General features: G+C 46.4%; 10 protein-coding genes and 2 pseudogenes. 8 read left to right on the top strand and 4 right to left on the bottom strand.

Annotated elements, in window-relative coordinates; all coding sequences use genetic code 11:
• Both L1D55_RS20940 and L1D55_RS27715 read right to left on the bottom strand, forming a co-directional pair.
• Nucleotides 1–387 (bottom strand): annotated as a pseudogene (locus L1D55_RS20940) (transposase); the annotation flags it as partial.
• A 63-nt stretch (nt 388–450) separates the two neighbouring features.
• A pseudogene (locus tag L1D55_RS27715) lies at nt 451–594 on the bottom strand (D-cysteine desulfhydrase); the annotation flags it as partial.
• A 158-nt stretch (nt 595–752) separates the two neighbouring features.
• On the opposite strand from L1D55_RS27715, the gene L1D55_RS20935 reads away from it, so the two are divergent.
• Nucleotides 753–1,688, top strand: a complete 936-nt coding sequence (locus tag L1D55_RS20935) for a LysR family transcriptional regulator (protein WP_239918700.1) — start codon at nt 753–755, stop codon at nt 1,686–1,688.
• Nucleotides 1,689–1,751: 63 nt separating this feature from the next.
• On the opposite strand, the gene L1D55_RS20930 is transcribed toward L1D55_RS20935, so the two are convergent.
• A complete protein-coding gene (locus L1D55_RS20930; RefSeq protein WP_239918702.1) occupies nt 1,752–4,334 on the bottom strand; it encodes a nitrate reductase in 2,583 nt (860 codons plus the stop codon).
• Between the two features lie 506 nt (nt 4,335–4,840).
• On the opposite strand from L1D55_RS20930, the gene nirB reads away from it, so the two are divergent.
• From nirB to L1D55_RS20910, 4 genes are all read left to right on the top strand, one after another.
• On the top strand, nt 4,841–7,423 hold the full coding sequence (gene nirB, locus L1D55_RS20925) for a nitrite reductase large subunit NirB (protein WP_239918699.1): 2,583 nt from the start codon (nt 4,841–4,843) through the stop codon (nt 7,421–7,423).
• A gap of 127 nt (nt 7,424–7,550) precedes the next feature.
• Complete coding sequence (gene nirD / locus L1D55_RS20920) at nt 7,551–7,895, top strand: nitrite reductase small subunit NirD (RefSeq protein ID WP_239918698.1); 345 nt, start codon at nt 7,551–7,553, stop codon at nt 7,893–7,895.
• 200 nt (nt 7,896–8,095) lie between these two features.
• Nucleotides 8,096–9,565 (top strand): NarK family nitrate/nitrite MFS transporter, encoded by a 1,470-nt coding sequence (locus L1D55_RS20915; RefSeq protein WP_128163951.1) that lies wholly within the window; start codon nt 8,096–8,098, stop codon nt 9,563–9,565.
• A 128-nt stretch (nt 9,566–9,693) separates the two neighbouring features.
• Nucleotides 9,694–11,535 (top strand): bifunctional protein-serine/threonine kinase/phosphatase, encoded by a 1,842-nt coding sequence (locus tag L1D55_RS20910; RefSeq protein ID WP_239918697.1) that lies wholly within the window; start codon nt 9,694–9,696, stop codon nt 11,533–11,535.
• A gap of 57 nt (nt 11,536–11,592) precedes the next feature.
• Here L1D55_RS20910 and cra read toward each other — a convergent pair whose 3' ends face one another.
• The gene (gene cra, locus L1D55_RS20905; RefSeq protein ID WP_239918696.1) at nt 11,593–12,597 is read right to left on the bottom strand and encodes a catabolite repressor/activator; all 1,005 of its coding nucleotides are present in this window, start codon (nt 12,595–12,597) and stop codon (nt 11,593–11,595) included.
• 374 nt (nt 12,598–12,971) lie between these two features.
• On the opposite strand from cra, the gene fruB reads away from it, so the two are divergent.
• From fruB to fruA, 3 genes are read left to right on the top strand one after another with little or no spacing between them, the layout of a single operon-like run.
• Complete coding sequence (fruB, locus tag L1D55_RS20900) at nt 12,972–14,105, top strand: fused PTS fructose transporter subunit IIA/HPr protein (protein WP_171369212.1); 1,134 nt, start codon at nt 12,972–12,974, stop codon at nt 14,103–14,105.
• A 9-nt stretch (nt 14,106–14,114) separates the two neighbouring features.
• Nucleotides 14,115–15,092 carry a 1-phosphofructokinase gene (gene pfkB, locus L1D55_RS20895; RefSeq protein ID WP_128163941.1) on the top strand — a complete coding sequence of 326 codons (978 nt, stop codon included), beginning with the start codon at nt 14,115–14,117 and terminating at the stop codon, nt 15,090–15,092.
• 15 nt (nt 15,093–15,107) lie between these two features.
• Nucleotides 15,108–16,853, top strand: a complete 1,746-nt coding sequence (gene fruA, locus L1D55_RS20890; protein ID WP_239918695.1) for a PTS fructose transporter subunit IIBC — start codon at nt 15,108–15,110, stop codon at nt 16,851–16,853.
• Nucleotides 16,854–16,891: the final 38 nt, after the last annotated feature.

Raw genomic sequence — 16,891 nt, 5'->3', positions numbered from 1 at the left:
GTTTAACCCAGTAATAAAACCCACTTCGGGATACCCCGAACACCTTAGCCATACGCACAATACTGAAGCTCAGCAGGTGTTCGAGCATAAATTCATAGAAATTTACTTTAGATTTTTCGCGAAGTAGGTAGCGGCCTTTTTTACAATTTCTAGCTCTTCTGCTTGATCAGCCAACTGCCTTTTGAGCTTGGCAACCTCTGCGGCTAGTTCTTGCTCTCGTTGACTAGTACTGGTGTCTTTCTTCGAGTTCTTTCGCCACCCGTAGATTTGAGATTCATGTAAAGAAAGCTGTCTTGCTGTCGCAGCTACTCCCACTTTATCTGCTAACTTCAGGGCTTCTGCTTTAAATTCAGGGGAATGTTTAATTCTAGTTTTCTTAGTTGTCATTGTTCACCTCGTTAGTGATTGTACTCACTTAACTCAGTGTCCAAAACTGCTGGGGCGGATCATGTTTCCGCCTCCTGCAAGGCCAGTACAGTCATCTCTCTTGATCCAAATATTTGGTCCATCGAGTTCCTTGCTCAGGTTTTCCATCAATTCTAATGGTGTATTTAAGTGAGCAAAGTTCAAACGAGGATAGCGCGCTAAATGCATTTCAATTCTCCTGACATTGTTTAGTTAACGATTTGTTAAACACACAATTACAGTAGCCTGTGATATCGCTCGAAAGATAATGCTTTTTGCTAACAGGGATGTTAACTTTTGTTTAACACAATTGTTGATATTTAAAATTTTGGACAAGGATCAGTTACATGGATTTGAAATGGATCGAAGACTTTCTATACCTTTCTCAATACGGTAGTTTTGCAAAAGCAGCCAAAGCAAGAAACATCACTCAGCCAGCTTTTGGAAGAAGAATCAAGCTATTAGAGGAATGGATAGGAACTGACCTTGTCAATAGAAATACTTACCCTGCGACATTCACTAAAGCGGGCTTTCGGTTTCTCAAACACGCAAATGACCTCAAACAACAGATCGACTTCGCTCGGCTAGAAACCATGAGAGAAGTTAACAATAATGAAACAAAAGTCACATTTCATACTCAGCACTCTTTGTCCGAATATGTCGTCAATAAGATGATCAATGAATATACCGATGCGTTTAAAACGACCTTGGTTTATGTCAGCCCAAACAACTTACATGACTCGGTACAAGCATTTATAGACAACCGTTCTGACTTCCTAATTGGTCTATCTTTTAAAGGGAGTCGACTTTACGTACCCAACCCTGAAGTCGAGTCAGTGACAATCGGGCATGAGTGCCTCATACCTGTTGTTGCCACCCAAGGTGATGGCTGCTCTGCTCTGTTCAGAGATTGCAAAAGCTCTCGCGTCCCTCTTCTTAGTTACCCATCAAATACCTTCTTTGCACAAGTATTAGAAAAACACGGCTCGATAGCTCAAAGCCTATGTACCTTTGATGTCGTATACGAGAATGCTGTTACACACTCCCTTAAATCAATGGTGTTATCTGGCCACGGTGTAGCTTGGTTGCCTGAAGGATTTGTCCAAGAAGAACTCGATCAAGGTTTATTGATGAGGTTTTCAGAAACAATCTCTCCAATAACAGCAGAAATAAAGCTCTACCGCTTCTCGACAGAGGAGATGACACCGGGAATGAGCAAGCTGTGGCAACATTTCAAGACCACCAATGGTGAGACCAAAACAGCGTCAGAAGCTTGCTGTTAGTTCTTTGTATTCCCCATACCATTAGATAAGCCACCAAAGTGGCTTATCTTCTATCGAGCTCGCTTAACGCGCCAATGTACTCAAAAACTCGGCTTCAAACTCTTCATCGGCTTCTCGGGTTAGGCACTCCACCAGCCAATCGATACTTTCATGGTCGAGCTTACTGTTCACGACGAAGGCTTGCTTTACACCAAATTGATCCAGCTTAGCTGAGCCGTAGTTCTTGAACGGTTTGTTGCCGTGGTAATGGAGTGATTTGATGGCATCAGCGTTTGACTCTGGTAAGGCATCGAGTGTGTTAGCCAGCTGAATCACTAACTCCATTGGGTTCTTTGATGATGAAATACGATACAGAAAACCGCCCTCCACTCTTTGGCGAACCCAGTAATCAAACCCGCTACAATCCATTACCTTGTCACTGACCAAGGCGGCTTCACTGCGATAACCACACGGCTCTACCACAACAGGTGTATGTTTAAATTCAGGTTGGCCTGAAGCTGCATCGGTATGAGGCAAGATCAGGTCACACGGCTTACTGTCTTTGGCGGTTGGCGCATTCCAGTGAATAGGCATGAATACTTGTTCACGGCGCATCTCTTTGGTTACGACTAAGCGGGCTTGGCATTCACCTTGTGCGCTACGCACTTTAACTACAGGATTAATAGTGGCGTGGTTGAAGGCATCTAACCCAAATTCATCTAACCCAAGCTCTGCAACTGTATCTGGGTGCATGGCAACAAAAGGCTCTGGTGTGTGTTCGCCTAAGCCAGCCGCCAAGCCAGTACGGCTCATGGTATGCCATTGGTCTCGGATTCGGCCTGTGTTCATGATGAGTGGGAATTCGACACTGGTATCGGCTATCGGCATGTCATGTTCGACCGCGATAAACTGCGCTTTGCCCGACTCAGTAAAGAACTCGCCATCGGTGAACATGCGCTGCTCGATGATCTCTGGTTGATATTCCATTACTGGCCATTGCTGCGGAGTCAGCTCGCCATAGCCTTTTTCGTCTAGTTTTGTTAATCCAATTAAGCACAGGTCACGCGCTTTGCCTGTTTCATTACCGAGCGCTGTCATCTCGCAATACTCTTTGAATATCTGACCTTCGTGGCGGTAATCAAACTGGTCTTTGAATCCCATTTTTTGTGCGACTTCTTTTAAAATCCACCAATCTGGCTTGGCTTCTCCAGGGCTTGGTAATACGCGGCGTTGGCGTGAGATTCGACGCTCAGAGTTGGTTACGGTGCCCGACTTTTCACTCCACCCTTGCGCGGGCAGCACCACATCGGCCAAGCGTGTGGTTTCCGTATCGGCAATGCAGTCCGACACCACCACAAACGGGCACTTCTCTAATGCGGTTTTGATTTTTTCGCTATCTGGCAAACTCACGACTGGGTTGGTTGCCATGATCCACACGGCTTTTATCTTGCCATCGTTCATAGCATCAAATAGGTCGATGGCTTTTAAACCCGCATAGGTTGCTAGGTTATCCGTCTGCCAAAATTCGCTCACGGTTTGATGTGATTGTGGATCACCAAATTCAAAGTGCGCTGCTAGGGTGTTGGCTAAACCACCCACTTCACGCCCACCCATCGCGTTTGGTTGGCCTGTGACAGAGAATGGTCCCATGCCCGGTTTACCGATTTTGCCAGTCGCTAAATGGCTGTTGATAATGGCGTTTACCTTATCGCACCCTTGTGTGGATTGGTTTACGCCTTGGGAGTAAATGGTGAGCACTTTCTCGTTAGATGCGAACAAATGATAGAACTGTTCGAGTTGTTGCTCGCTAAGCCCTGTCAGTTCAGGAACGCTTTTTTTACCCCAACCTGATTCGGTATAGCGGTAATCTGTAGCGGTTCGAATCGCTTCCGTAAACCCTTGGGTGTGATGTTCAATGTAATCAGAGTCAAGCTTGTCGTTATCATCTAGGTAAGCTAACAAGCCATTGAATAGTGCGACATCAGAGCCGGATTCCAATGCCAAGTGCATATCGGCAATCTCACAGGTGTCGGTGTAGCGCGGGTCAATGACGACCACTTTCATGCCTGGGTTAGCTTGCTTGGCTGCTCGTAGGCGCTGGAAAAGAACCGGGTGACACCAAGCGAGGTTTGAGCCAGTGATTACGACCACTTCGGCTTGCTCTAGATCTTCATAACAAACCGGAACGGTATCAGTACCGAACGCGCGTTTATGCCCAACCACACTAGATGCCATACAAAGGCGAGAGTTACTGTCTATATTGGCACTACCGATAAAGCCCTTCATCAGCTTGTTAGCCACATAGTAATCTTCAGTCAGTAGTTGCCCTGACACATAAAAGGCGACAGAGTCCGGGCCATGCTCTTCTATCGCTTGTTTGAACTTATCAGCCACCAGCTGAGATGCGCTACTCCAAGGTAGAAGTTGTTGTCCGCTTGCGACTCTTTGCATCGGCTGAGTTAAACGACCGATCGGCGTTACTGTGTCTCCCAGTGCCGCGCCCTTTGTACACAACTTGCCATAATTCGATGGGTGGTCTTTGTCGCCACGCACTTCTAATTTCCCCGAAGCAGTTGGCCTTACTTCAATGCCACAACCTACGCCACAGTAAGCACACGTTGATTTGATCCAATCCTTGTTTGAACTCATCACTCTTCCCTCGTGCAATGTTCTTTTTATTGTTTCCACCGTTCTAACAGAGCGCCTTTTATTCCCCACTCTTCGCGATGAAAATTTCTCTTTTTTAATAAAGCAATTTACGCACCACTATTCACCCCAATAACGCACATTAAAATTTCCATTAAAATACAGAAACTTAAATACAATTCAATTAGAAGAAATAAGGTTATCTCAGTCTGATCAAATAAATATTGAGATATTTGCACCATATTGATCAATTTTGCACCACAAAGGCTCATTTTCATAAATATCCCGCTTTGTCCGACCACCACTTTAGGGGTAATTGACCAATTTTTAGTTTATTCAATTAATTGATTTTATTGGATTTAATTATTTTTATTGATCGCCTTTTTTATCTGGCACCCTACTTGCTCCCATAAATACCAACAACCCAAAATTTACAGTTTTTAAGTTCATTGGAAGAACAGCACATTATCCACCAGAGAGTGGGCAGTTTTAGAAACGCTAGGAAGCCAGCAAAAAAGGAATTTACTATGAGCAAACAAAAGATTGTCGTCGTTGGTAATGGCATGGTTGGCCACAAATTTATCGACAACATTATTCAAGCTGACTCAGACCAATATGAAGTCATCACTTTTAGTGAAGAATCACGACTTGCTTATGACCGTGTTCAGCTCACGGCCTACTTTAACGGTAAATCAGCCGACGACTTGTCTTTGACGAGTGAAGCTTACTACCAAGAAAATGGCGTTAAATACCTAATCAATGCCAAAGTCACTGAGCTAGATACCGAAAACAAGGCGGTCGTGACTGACAATGGTCATCGTGAAAGCTACGACAAACTGATTCTCGCAACAGGCTCATTCCCATTCGTTCCACCAATCCCAGGTAACGACCAAGAACACTGTCACGTCTACCGCACTATCGAAGACCTTGATGCCATTGAACTATCAAGCAAGCAGAGTCAATCTGGCGTGGTTATCGGTGGTGGCCTACTAGGCTTAGAAGCCGCAAACGCCGTTAAAAACCTTGGCTTAGAAACACATGTTGTAGAATTTGCGCCTCGCTTAATGGCAGTTCAACTCGATGACGGCGGCGGCGCCCTGCTTAGACGCCAAATTGAAGACCTAGGCGTACAAGTTCACACCGAGAAAGCGACCTCTGAGATTGTAGAGGGTGAAAGTGCTCGCTACCGCATGAACTTTGCCGATGGCACTCACCTTGAAACCGATATGATCGTGTTCTCTGCCGGTATTCGCCCTCAAGACGCATTGGCTCGTAGTTCTGACATCGCGATTGGCGAACGTGGCGGTATCGTGATTGATGATTACTGTCAAACCAACATCGATGATGTTTACGCGATTGGTGAATGTGCGCTGTGGGACAACAAAATCTTTGGTCTAGTGGCTCCGGGTTACTCAATGGCGAAAGTCGCAGCAAGCCATATTCTTTCCAGTGGCGAAGATAAGAGCAGTTTTACGGGTGCCGATATGAGCACCAAGCTTAAGTTGCTAGGCGTCGATGTAGCAAGTATTGGTGAAGTGCATGGTAAAACCGAAGGCGCGCAGTCTTACACCTACAACGATGAAATTGAACAAGTTTATAAGCGCTTAATTGTTTCTGCTGATGGCAAGAAGATCGTCGGTGCCGTGTTAGTCGGTGACGCTGAAGCCTACGGTTCGCTGCTGCAAATCAAGCAAAACGATATGCCCTTGCCAGAGAACCCATCGGTATTGATTCTACCAAACCTTGCTGACGATTCTGGCAGCGCTATGGGTGTTGAAGCGCTTCCAGACAGCGCTGTAATTTGTTCATGCTTTGACGTCACCAAAGGCGACATCAAAGAAGCCGTTTCTGCAGGCTGCACCACAATGGCAGCGCTCAAAGAATCGACCAACGCATCAACCGGTTGTGGTGGCTGTTCTGCCCTTGCTAAACAAGTATTAGATAGCGAATTGAGCAACCTGGGGGTTGAGGTCTCTAACGACATCTGTGAACACTTTGCATACTCTCGCCAAGAACTAACAGACATTATTCGCGTTAATAAAATCAAATCCTTTGATGAGCTGCTTGAGTCTCATGGTCAAGGCTTAGGCTGTACCGTGTGTAAGCCGGCGGTGGGTTCGATTCTCGCCTCTTACTGGAACGACTACATCCTTAAAGATGAGCACATCGAACTGCAAGACACCAACGATATCTACCTTGGCAACATGCAAAAAGACGGCACCTACTCTGTGGTTCCACGTATTGCCGGCGGTGAAATCACACCAGACAAACTGATCGTGCTGGGTGAAGTGGCAAAAGAATACGACCTTTACACCAAGATCACCGGTGGACAACGTGTCGACCTATTTGGTGCACAACTTAATGAACTGCCAGCCATCTGGAAAAAGCTGATTGATGCAGGCTTTGAAACTGGCCACGCCTACGGTAAATCGGTTCGTACCGTGAAGTCCTGTGTGGGTAGCACTTGGTGTCGCTACGGCGTCAACGACAGTGTTGGCCTCGCGATTAAACTAGAGAACCGCTACAAGGGCCTACGCTCACCACACAAGATCAAATTCGCGGTATCTGGCTGTACTCGTGAATGTGCCGAAGCGCAATCAAAAGACATTGGTGTTATTGCGACAGATAAAGGTTGGAACCTGTACGTCTGTGGTAATGGCGGCATGCGCCCACGTCACGCAGACCTATTCGCAACTGACCTAGATGAGAAAACTCTTGTTCAATACATCGACCGCGTGTTGATGTTCTACACACGTACGGCAGACCGCCTACAACGTACTTCTGTTTGGATGGAGAACTTAGAAGGTGGCTTGGATTACCTCAAAGAGGTGGTGATTGAAGACAAGCTCAACGTGGCGGCAGAACTTGAAGCCGACATCGCGCTCAACATCGAAAACTACCAGTGTGAATGGAAAACCACCATCGAAAACCCAGTCAAGATGAAGCGCTTCCAGCACTACATCAATAGCGATGAGATGGACTCTAGCCTGTCATTTATCAAAGAACGTGAACAGCGCTTCCCGAAGCCTTCAGTCAACACAGACCAAGAAGCAGAGCGTAATCAGGCATTAAGCAGCAGTCAACAAATTGAAATTACGGAAGTCTCGTAACCGGTTTGGTCGTTAGCAGATCCTTCGTTCTCGGCAATTCACTGCTAGCGACCTTCTTTCTTTACGACCTTCTTTTTTAGGAAATGGAACAAAATCAAAGACTCTATAAATTACCAAGGAGACTGTCATGGAAAACTGGACCACTGTTTGTTCTCAAGAGGAACTGTCACCCAATGCGGGTGTGTGTGCCAAGGTGGCTGATCATCAAGTCGCTATCTTTTACTGCAAACGCAGTGACAAGCTTTACGGCCTTTCGAATTTCGACCCAGTAGGCAAAGCCAACGTTATGTCACGCGGCATTATCGGCTCGTTAAGTGGAGAACCTTATGTGGCCTCTCCACTCTACAAGCAGCATTACCACCTAGAGACAGGTGCCTGTTTAGAAGAACCTGAACATGCCCTAACCCGTTTTGAAGTACGCAGGCAAGGCAATCAGATTCAAGTTCTGGAACCAGAAGCCTTAGCGAGTTAGCTCCTAGCTTTAACTAACGAAAAGCTTTCGACTAACCAAAAGCTATCAACTAACCAAAAGTTAATTACCTAAAAGGTTGTACTTTCAAATTCACCCATTAACATGCCTTAGCCGCCTATAATTAACAGTCTAGGCAAGCTATGGAGTTGGCATGTGGACGGCTAGATAACTCTAGATTCCATATTTAAAGGATTTAATACATGGATAACTCAAAATTTTCGCTGTTTTCATTTACCGGCAAGATGAAGGTCTTACACCTCAGCTGGATCGCCTTTTTCATCACCTTTGTGGTTTGGTTTAACTTCGCACCACTACTGCAGATGGTAAAAACCAGCCTAGGGCTAACCACTGAAGAGATCAAAACCCTTCTAATCCTAAACGTAGCTTTAACCATTCCAGCGCGTGTCGCGATTGGTATGCTTACCGACCGCTACGGCCCAAGACTCGTATACTCTTCGTTACTCGCGATCTGTTCGATCCCGTGTTTCATGTTCGCACTGGCTGACTCTTTCATTCAAGCCGCCATTGCCCGTTTCCTATTAGGCTTTATCGGTGCTGGCTTCGTGGTTGGTATCCGCTTGGTATCTGAATGGTTCCCACATAACGAGCTGGGTACAGCAGAAGGTATTTACGGCGGTTGGGGTAACTTTGGTTCAGCTGCGGCAGCGTTCACTCTTCCTACCCTCGCATTAGTATTTGGTGGCGAAGATGGCTGGCGTTACGCTGTCGGTATCACGGGTGTAATGAGTTTATTGTTCTCTGTTGTGTTCTACAAAAACGTATCCGACACACCAAAAGGTTCTACCTACTTCAAGCCAGCTCAAGTAACAGCAATGGAAGTGACGTCTAAGGGTGACTTTTTCTTTCTACTCTTCATGAAGATCCCTATGTATGCGGCACTAGCTCTTCTGGCTTGGAAACTGTCTCCATCAGGTATCGGTATGCTTTCAGACGCAGCGGTGTACGGTGTGTATGCGGTACTTGCTGCACTGTATGTGTATGAAGTAACTCAAGTTTGGAAAGTGAATAAGAACGTATTTAAAGAAGAAGTACCAGAGATTCACCAATACAAGTTCAAGCAAGTTGCGGTACTAAATGTTCTGTACTTTGCGACATTCGGCTCAGAGCTAGCAGTGGTTTCTATGCTGCCACTGTTCTTCTCTGAAACCTTCGAACTAACGCCTGTTCTGGCTGGTATGGTGGCTTCGGCTTATGCCTTCATGAACTTGATGTCTCGCCCAGGTGGCGGTTGGATTTCAGACAAGTTTGGTCGTAAACCAACCCTACTTATCCTAACGGCAGGTTTGGCTGTAGGTTACTTCGCTATGGGTCAAGTAGAGAGCACATGGCCAGTATGGCTAGCGGTTGTTGCTGCAATGGCATGTTCGTTCTTCGTACAAGCAGGTGAAGGTGCAGTATTTGCAACAGTACCTCTTATCAAACGCCGTATGACAGGCCAGATTGCAGGTATGACTGGTGCTTACGGAAACGTGGGTGCGGTAGTTTACCTAACCGTGCTTTCGTTTGTTAGCTACCAGACCTTCTTCCTTGTGATTGCTGCAACGGCAGTTCTTGGCTTCGTGACTCTGATGTTCATGGAAGAGCCCAATGGTCAGATCGCTGAAGTGAACGACGACGGGAGCGTAACCTTGATTAACGTATCGAGCTAATCACTCATTGAATCGGGAGAAGTAACCGGGCTGCGACACTTGGTTACTTCGTTCAAAGGCTCTCTTTTTTACTGAGAGCTTTTGTTCTTTCTTCAAGTAACAATGAGCACCATAGGAGCAAGGACGTTATGACGCTTTCATTCAGTCAAACTCAAGACGCCACGCTAGAACGGAGCCAGGCTGTGATACCAAAGGGACCACAAACCAAGGTTCAGAGTATTCACGCAGGGGCTAGCAATCAGTTAAAGCTCAATTTCGGCGGCTACTCACACCAAGGGATAAGAAACGAGAATCAAGATGCGATTATCGTTAAACACCCTCAGACCAGAGCGGAACATGAGTTCAAAGGAAGTGTGGCCTGTATTGCGGACGGAGTAAGTTGCAGCGTACAAGCGCAAAAAGCCAGCCATACCAGCGTAATGCAGTTCATTACCGACTATTACGCCACTCCTGAAAGCTGGAGTATTCAACGCTCTGCCCAAAAGGTTCTGACTTCACTCAATTCTTGGCTGTTCAATGCCTCTTATTCCGGTCTTGCTGACGAAAAACAACTCACGCACAACAATATGGTGTCGACCTTTAGCGCAGTGATTCTCAAATCAAACACAGCGCATATTTTCCATGTGGGTGACAGCCGCATCTACTTAGTTCGTGACGGTGAAATTCAGCAGTTAACTCGAGATCACACCCGAAAAAATTTGGTCAATACCCACTACCTCACTCGTGCTTTAGGCATGGACAACCAACTTAACGTCGATTACCAAACTGTGCCCATCAAAGCGAAAGATCGCTTTATTCTTACCACCGATGGCGTGCATGAATTTGTTGATGAATCCGATCTAATGGAAGCGGCCTCGAATCAGCTCGACTTTGAGCTCGCTACACAAACTGTTTGTAATAAAGCATTGGCAAAAAACAGCAAAGACAATGTGAGTTGCTTAATGCTTGAAGTGGCTCAACACCCTAAGCCTTCACTAATTGAGTTTCACGAAAAGCTCGCGACACGCGTTATCCCTCCCGTGCTCAAACTTGGACAGATGATCGACCAGTTTCAGGTCCTAGAAGTGCTCTATTCTGGAACGCGCAGTCATGTGTATCGAGTAATACAAACTCAGACGCAAACCGAGTTCGTCATTAAAGTGCCTTCTCTACAATATCGCGATGATCCCGCAGAGCTCAAAGCCTTCTATAACGAACAATGGGCTGGGATGCTACTGAATAACAAGCGCATCATGAAGGTGTACCCGACCGATGAGAAGTCGCAGTTTCTCTACCAAGTATGTGAAATGGTTGAAGGCGTGACGTTGAGACAATGGATGTACGACAATCCCAAACCGAATCTGCCTGAAGTCCGCACGATTCTTGAGAAGATCGTACAAGGTATTCGTGTGTTGCAACGTGCCGATATGGTGCACCGCGACCTCAAACCTGAAAACATCATGTTACTGCCAAACGGTGATATCAAACTTATCGACTTAGGAGCAGTACTCATTCGCGGAATTGAAGAAGGAATGCCTTTTGAAAAGGATGCTGTGCCGCTCGGAGCGGTCAACTACATCGCACCAGAGAGCATTAAACAGAATATTGCGACAACACGCTCGGATCTGTTCTCTGTTGGTGTTATCGGCTATGAAATGCTGACAGGGCAACTGCCTTATCCAGAAATGACACCACGCTCACTCATGCAATCGCGCCATCACCAGTGGCAATACCGCCCGATAACTCAACACCGCTCCGATATTCCTGCATGGTTTGATCTGGTACTAAACAAAGCCTGCGCTGAACACCCGACCGAACGATACGGTGTGCTTGGCGATTTTATCTCGGATTTATACACACCGAATTCAAAATTAGTAAAACGTAAAACCAAGCAACCGCTGCTCGACCGTCATCCAATCCAGTTTTGGAAGGTACTTGCCCTACTTTTAGGCTTGGTAGCGCTGATTGAGTTTGGTTTGCTGATTCAATAAAAAAGCCTCAACAACCAATTGGAGCTGAGGCATTCTTAAAATTAGATCATCTTTATATTAGCTACGTTTCACTAAACTTCTCGGCACCAATTCAATGCCCGACTGGTAACGTTTTGCTGAAGCGTTCAATGCCAATGCAAACGCGCTGTCTGCAATGACCTCAAATTGCTGCGGAAGTGAGTGAACCTTGAAGGGTAAGAAATCCAATAATCGGTTATCACCAAAAGTAGCCAACTTCACTTGATTGATCAGCTCTGGCTTTTCGACCATCACATCAAGCACACCTTCTAGTAAAGTATAAGACATAGTAACAATCGCATCAGGGACTGTACCTTTAGCAATCCACTCTTCAAACACCTCTCGACCGGATTCACGATCAAAGTGCTCACCGTAGCCGACAACCGTTGGCTTATTTTCATCGAGCCCGGTTTGCTGTGTGTGAGCCTTATTCGCAGCTTCAAAGCCTAAGTGACGCTCGCGCGAAATGTTCAGATCAGGCAGTGCACCGATTAAGCCAACACTGTGAATGTTGTCATCGAGAATTGAATGCGTCAGTTCAAACGCCGCTTCGAAGTCTTCACTGATCACGCAGGCAAAATGTTCATCGTCTAACGGACGGTCAATCGCGATAACTGGCGTACCTGAGTTTTGCAGCTTCAAGTAAAACTCGTTAGCGTCTGGCATAGAGCTCGCCACCAGCAAGGCATCAATACGACGACTTACCAGCGCTTCCGCTACTTTACGTTCGGTTTCAGCGTCATCATCAGAACAACCAATCAGGATTTGATAGCCCACTTTACGTGAGTTCTGCTCTATCAGTTTTGCTAAACGCGCATAACTGCTGTTTTCCAGGTCAGGAATAATCAAACCAAATGAACGGCTATTACCAGCACGCAGCGACGAAGCAGCATGGTCTGGACGGTAGTTATACTCGTCTACCACCGCCATTACTTTCTGCTGTGTCTTTTCACTGATTCTGTATTTCTGCGCCTTGCCGTTAATCACATAGCTAGCCGTGGTTTTCGACACACCGGCTAGTTTGGCAATCTCATCTAGTGTCATATGGGTGACCTGTATTTTGTGCGTAGGATCATATAACCAATCTTCTGATCCTTGGATTAGTTGAATTATATGCTGAATCGATTCAGTATAAAAGCTGAAAGGATTCAGCAAAATCTGAAAAGTGACTTCAATCATCCTTTTGAATAGATTGAGCGTCATTTGTCGTGATTCAGCTTCTCGTTATGAATGAAACTGAAATTACGACACGCAGCAAAACTATTTTGGTTAACAGAATTGGCTTTGCTGAATTTTTTTACACTGAATGCTGAACCGATTCAGCCAAGATAAAACAAAGAGCAAGCAACGAGAAAATATTGCTCTAGACTGAATCGTAGCGATACACAAATTCTCAAGCGATACGCTAAAGAGGCACCATGCTTAAATTATCAAAATCTGACATCACTCTTGGTCAAACGGCCGATGACAAATTCAAAGCTATCCAGAACATTGCTGGCGACCTAACTGCGAAAGGCTTAGTGGACTCTGGTTATGTAGAAGGAATGCTGAACCGTGAAAACCAGAACTCTACGTTTCTTGGTAACGGCATCGCTATTCCTCACGGCACCACAGACACTCGCGGCCTTGTAAAAGAGACAGGCGTTGCAGTACACCACTTCCCTGAAGGTATTGATTGGGCAGACGGCAATCGTGTTTACGTAGCAATTGGTATTGCAGCGAAATCTGACGAGCACTTAGGCATCCTTAAGCAGCTAACAAAGGTTCTAGCGGCGGACGGTGTTGAAGAGAAACTAAAACAAGCGAAATCAGAAGACGAAATCATCGCCCTACTTAATGGCGAAGTTCAGTTAGAAGCTGACCTAGACGCTTCTTTAGTTCAACTACTGTTCCCAGCAAGCGACATGGTTCAAATGTCTGCTGTTGCGGGCGGTCTACTGAAGAACACTGGCTGTACAGACAACGCATTCGTTGCTGACCTAGTAACAAAAACTCCAACTCACCTAGGCCAAGGCCTGTGGTTATTGGGGAGCGATAAAGGCGTAACTCGCACTGGCGTATCTTTCGTTTCTACAGCGAACGATTGCGAATTCGAAGGCACACCAGTGAAAGCTCTTGTGGCATTCGCGGCTTGTAACAGCGCGCACCAGTCTATTCTAGCGAACCTAAGCAAAATGGTTTTCGAAGGTAAACAGCAACAACTGTTAACTGCTGACGTTGCACAAGTGATTGGCCTTCTTAAAGGTGAAGCGGTTTCTACAGCTTCTGAAGGCGATGACAACTGCGCAGTATTCAAAATTAAAAACGCACACGGCCTACACGCTCGCCCGGGCGCAATGTTGGTTGCTGAAGCGAAGAAATTCGAATCTTCTATCCGCGTTTCAAACCTAGATGGCGACGGAAAAGAAGTGAACGCGAAGAGCTTGATGAAAGTCATCGCTCTTGGCGTTAAACACGGCCACCAGCTTCAGTTTGTTGCTGAAGGTGATGATGCAGCACAAGCACTTGAATCGATCGGTAAAGCTATCGCTTCAGGCCTTGGCGAAGGTTAAGGAATCGATATGTCTGATAAACAAATCAAAGCCGTTACCGTTACGCTAAACCCAGCACTAGACCTAACAGGTGCTATCGATGCACTGAATGTTGGCTCGGTTAGCCTAGTGAATCAAGGTTCTCTGCACGCAGCAGGCAAAGGCGTAAACGTAGCGAAAGTACTTTCAGAGCTTGGCGCGAAAGTGACCGTAACAGGTTTCCTTGGTCGCAATAACGAAGAAGCCTTCTGCCAACTGTTCGAACAGATGGGCGCAACTGACCGCTTCATCCGTGTTGATGGCGCGACTCGCATCAACGTGAAACTGGTAGAGAACTCAGGCCAAGTAAGCGACATCAACTTCCCTGGTGTTCCTGTTAATGCTGATGCAATTAAAGCGTTTGAAGAAACCCTACTAGAACTGGCTGAAACGCACGATTATTTCGTGATTGCAGGCAGCCTGCCACAAGGCGTATCACCAGAGCTTTGCGCTTCTTGGGTACAACGCTTACGTGACCTAGGCAAAAAGGTTCTTTTCGACAGCAGCCGTGATGCACTTAAAGCCGGTATCAATGCACAGCCTTGGTTGATTAAGCCAAACGATGAAGAGCTATCTCAGCTATTCAATGCAGAACTGACAACACGTGACCAATGCCAACATGCAGGCCAAGCCCTAAGCGAAAAAGGCATCGACAACATCGTTGTATCACTAGGCGCTGAAGGCGTGATGTGGCTTAACCAAGGTGAATGGTTACATGCTCAACCACCGCGTATGCAAGTAGTGAGCACCGTAGGCGCAGGCGACACCTTAGTTGCTGGTCTATGTTGGGGTCACATGCAGCAAATGCCAAAACCAGAACTTATCAAATTCGCAACCGCCCTATCTGCTCTAGCCGTTTCGCAGGTAGGTGTGGGTGTAACCAGCCAACAAGAGCTGGATTCAGTACTACAAAATATCCAATTACAGGTGCTTGGTGCTCCAACTAACCAGTTAGACACAAGCAAATAGGACAAAAGGTTTATTATGAATATTACCATTATCACAGCTTGCCCAAGTGGCGTAGCAAACAGCATCATCGCAGCAGGCTTGTTAGAGCAAGCAACAAAAGCACTGGGCTGGAACGCCGCTATTGAATGCCAATCAAGCGTACTACCTGAATCTCCAGTATCACAAGACGCTATCGACAGCAGCGACGTTGTGGTTATTGCAGCTAACACAAACGTAGATAAAACACGTTTCGTAGGCAAAAAGGTTTACCAAGCAGCTATCTCTGAGTGCACTGCAGATGCAAAAGCATTTCTAGAGAAAGCGGTAGCAGAAGCAACGGTATTAGACGCATCTCAAGTTGAAAGCACTGTTGAAGTGACTGGTACTTCACCAGCTACAGGCAGCAAAAAGATCGTTGCGATTACAGCTTGCCCAACGGGTGTTGCACATACCTTCATGGCAGCAGAAGCGCTTGAAGCAGAAGGCAAACGCCTAGGTCACCAAATCAAAGTGGAAACCCGCGGCTCTGTAGGTGCGAAGAACCAACTAACAGATCAAGAAATCGCAGACGCTGACCTAGTTATCATCGCAGCCGACATCGACGTTCCACTTGATCGTTTCAACGGTAAGCCTCTCTACAAAACAACAACTGGTCCAGCTCTTAAGAAGACTCAACAAGAAGTTGAGAAAGCGTTCGCTGAAGCTAAGCCATACCAACACACAGCTTCTTCTTCACAAGCCGCACCAGCTGATGAGAAGAAAGGCGTGTACAAGCACCTTATGACAGGTGTATCTCACATGCTTCCAGTGGTTGTTGCGGGTGGTTTGATCATCGCTCTTTCTTTCGTATTCGGTATCGAGGCGTTTAAAGAAGAAGGCACATTAGCGGCTGCACTGATGACTATCGGTGGTGGTTCTGCATTCGCACTGATGATTCCTGTTCTTGCTGGTTTCATTGCATTCTCGATTGCTGACCGTCCGGGTCTAGCTCCTGGTCTAATCGGCGGTATGCTGGCTAGCTCAACAGGTGCAGGCTTCCTAGGTGGTATCGCGGCTGGTTTCATTGCGGGTTACTCTGCGAAGTTTATTGCCGACAAAGTTCAACTTCCACAATCGATGGAAGCGCTTAAACCAATCCTGATCATTCCGTTTATCGCGAGTTTGTTCACTGGCCTTGTGATGGTGTACATCGTTGGTGGTCCTGTTTCTGGCGTAATGAGCGCAATGACAGACTTCCTAAATAACATGGGTACGTCTAACGCGATTCTTCTGGGTGTGATTCTAGGCGCAATGATGTGTTTCGACCTTGGTGGTCCGGTAAACAAAGCCGCTTACACATTCGGTGTTGGTCTACTGGCTTCGCAAACTTACGCTCCAATGGCAGCTATCATGGCAGCAGGTATGGTTCCAGCTCTAGGTATGGGCCTTGCAACTTTCCTAGTGAAAGACAAGTTTGAAGCAGGTGAGCGTGAAGCGGGTAAAGCATCATTCGTTCTTGGCCTATGTTTCATCTCTGAAGGTGCGATTCCATTCGCAGCGAAAGACCCAATGCGTGTTATCCCAGCATGTATGGCAGGTGGTGCACTAACGGGTGCTCTATCAATGATGTTTGGCGCACAGCTAATGGCTCCACACGGCGGCTTGTTCGTATTACTGATTCCTGGTGCTATCTCTCCAGTTCTTATGTACCTAGTAGCGATTGCAGCAGGTACAGCAGTAACAGGCTTTGGTTACGCAGCACTTAAAAAGATGAGCGGCTCTAAAGTAACGGCAGAGGCTTAATCCCCCTACTCTGTTAAGCTCCTTCTATAAAGCTGCTT

It is taken from the genome of Vibrio sp. Isolate22, assembly GCF_022398115.1.
GTDB lineage: Bacteria > Pseudomonadota > Gammaproteobacteria > Enterobacterales > Vibrionaceae > Vibrio.
This window is presented reverse-complemented; position numbering and strand designations above follow the sequence as displayed.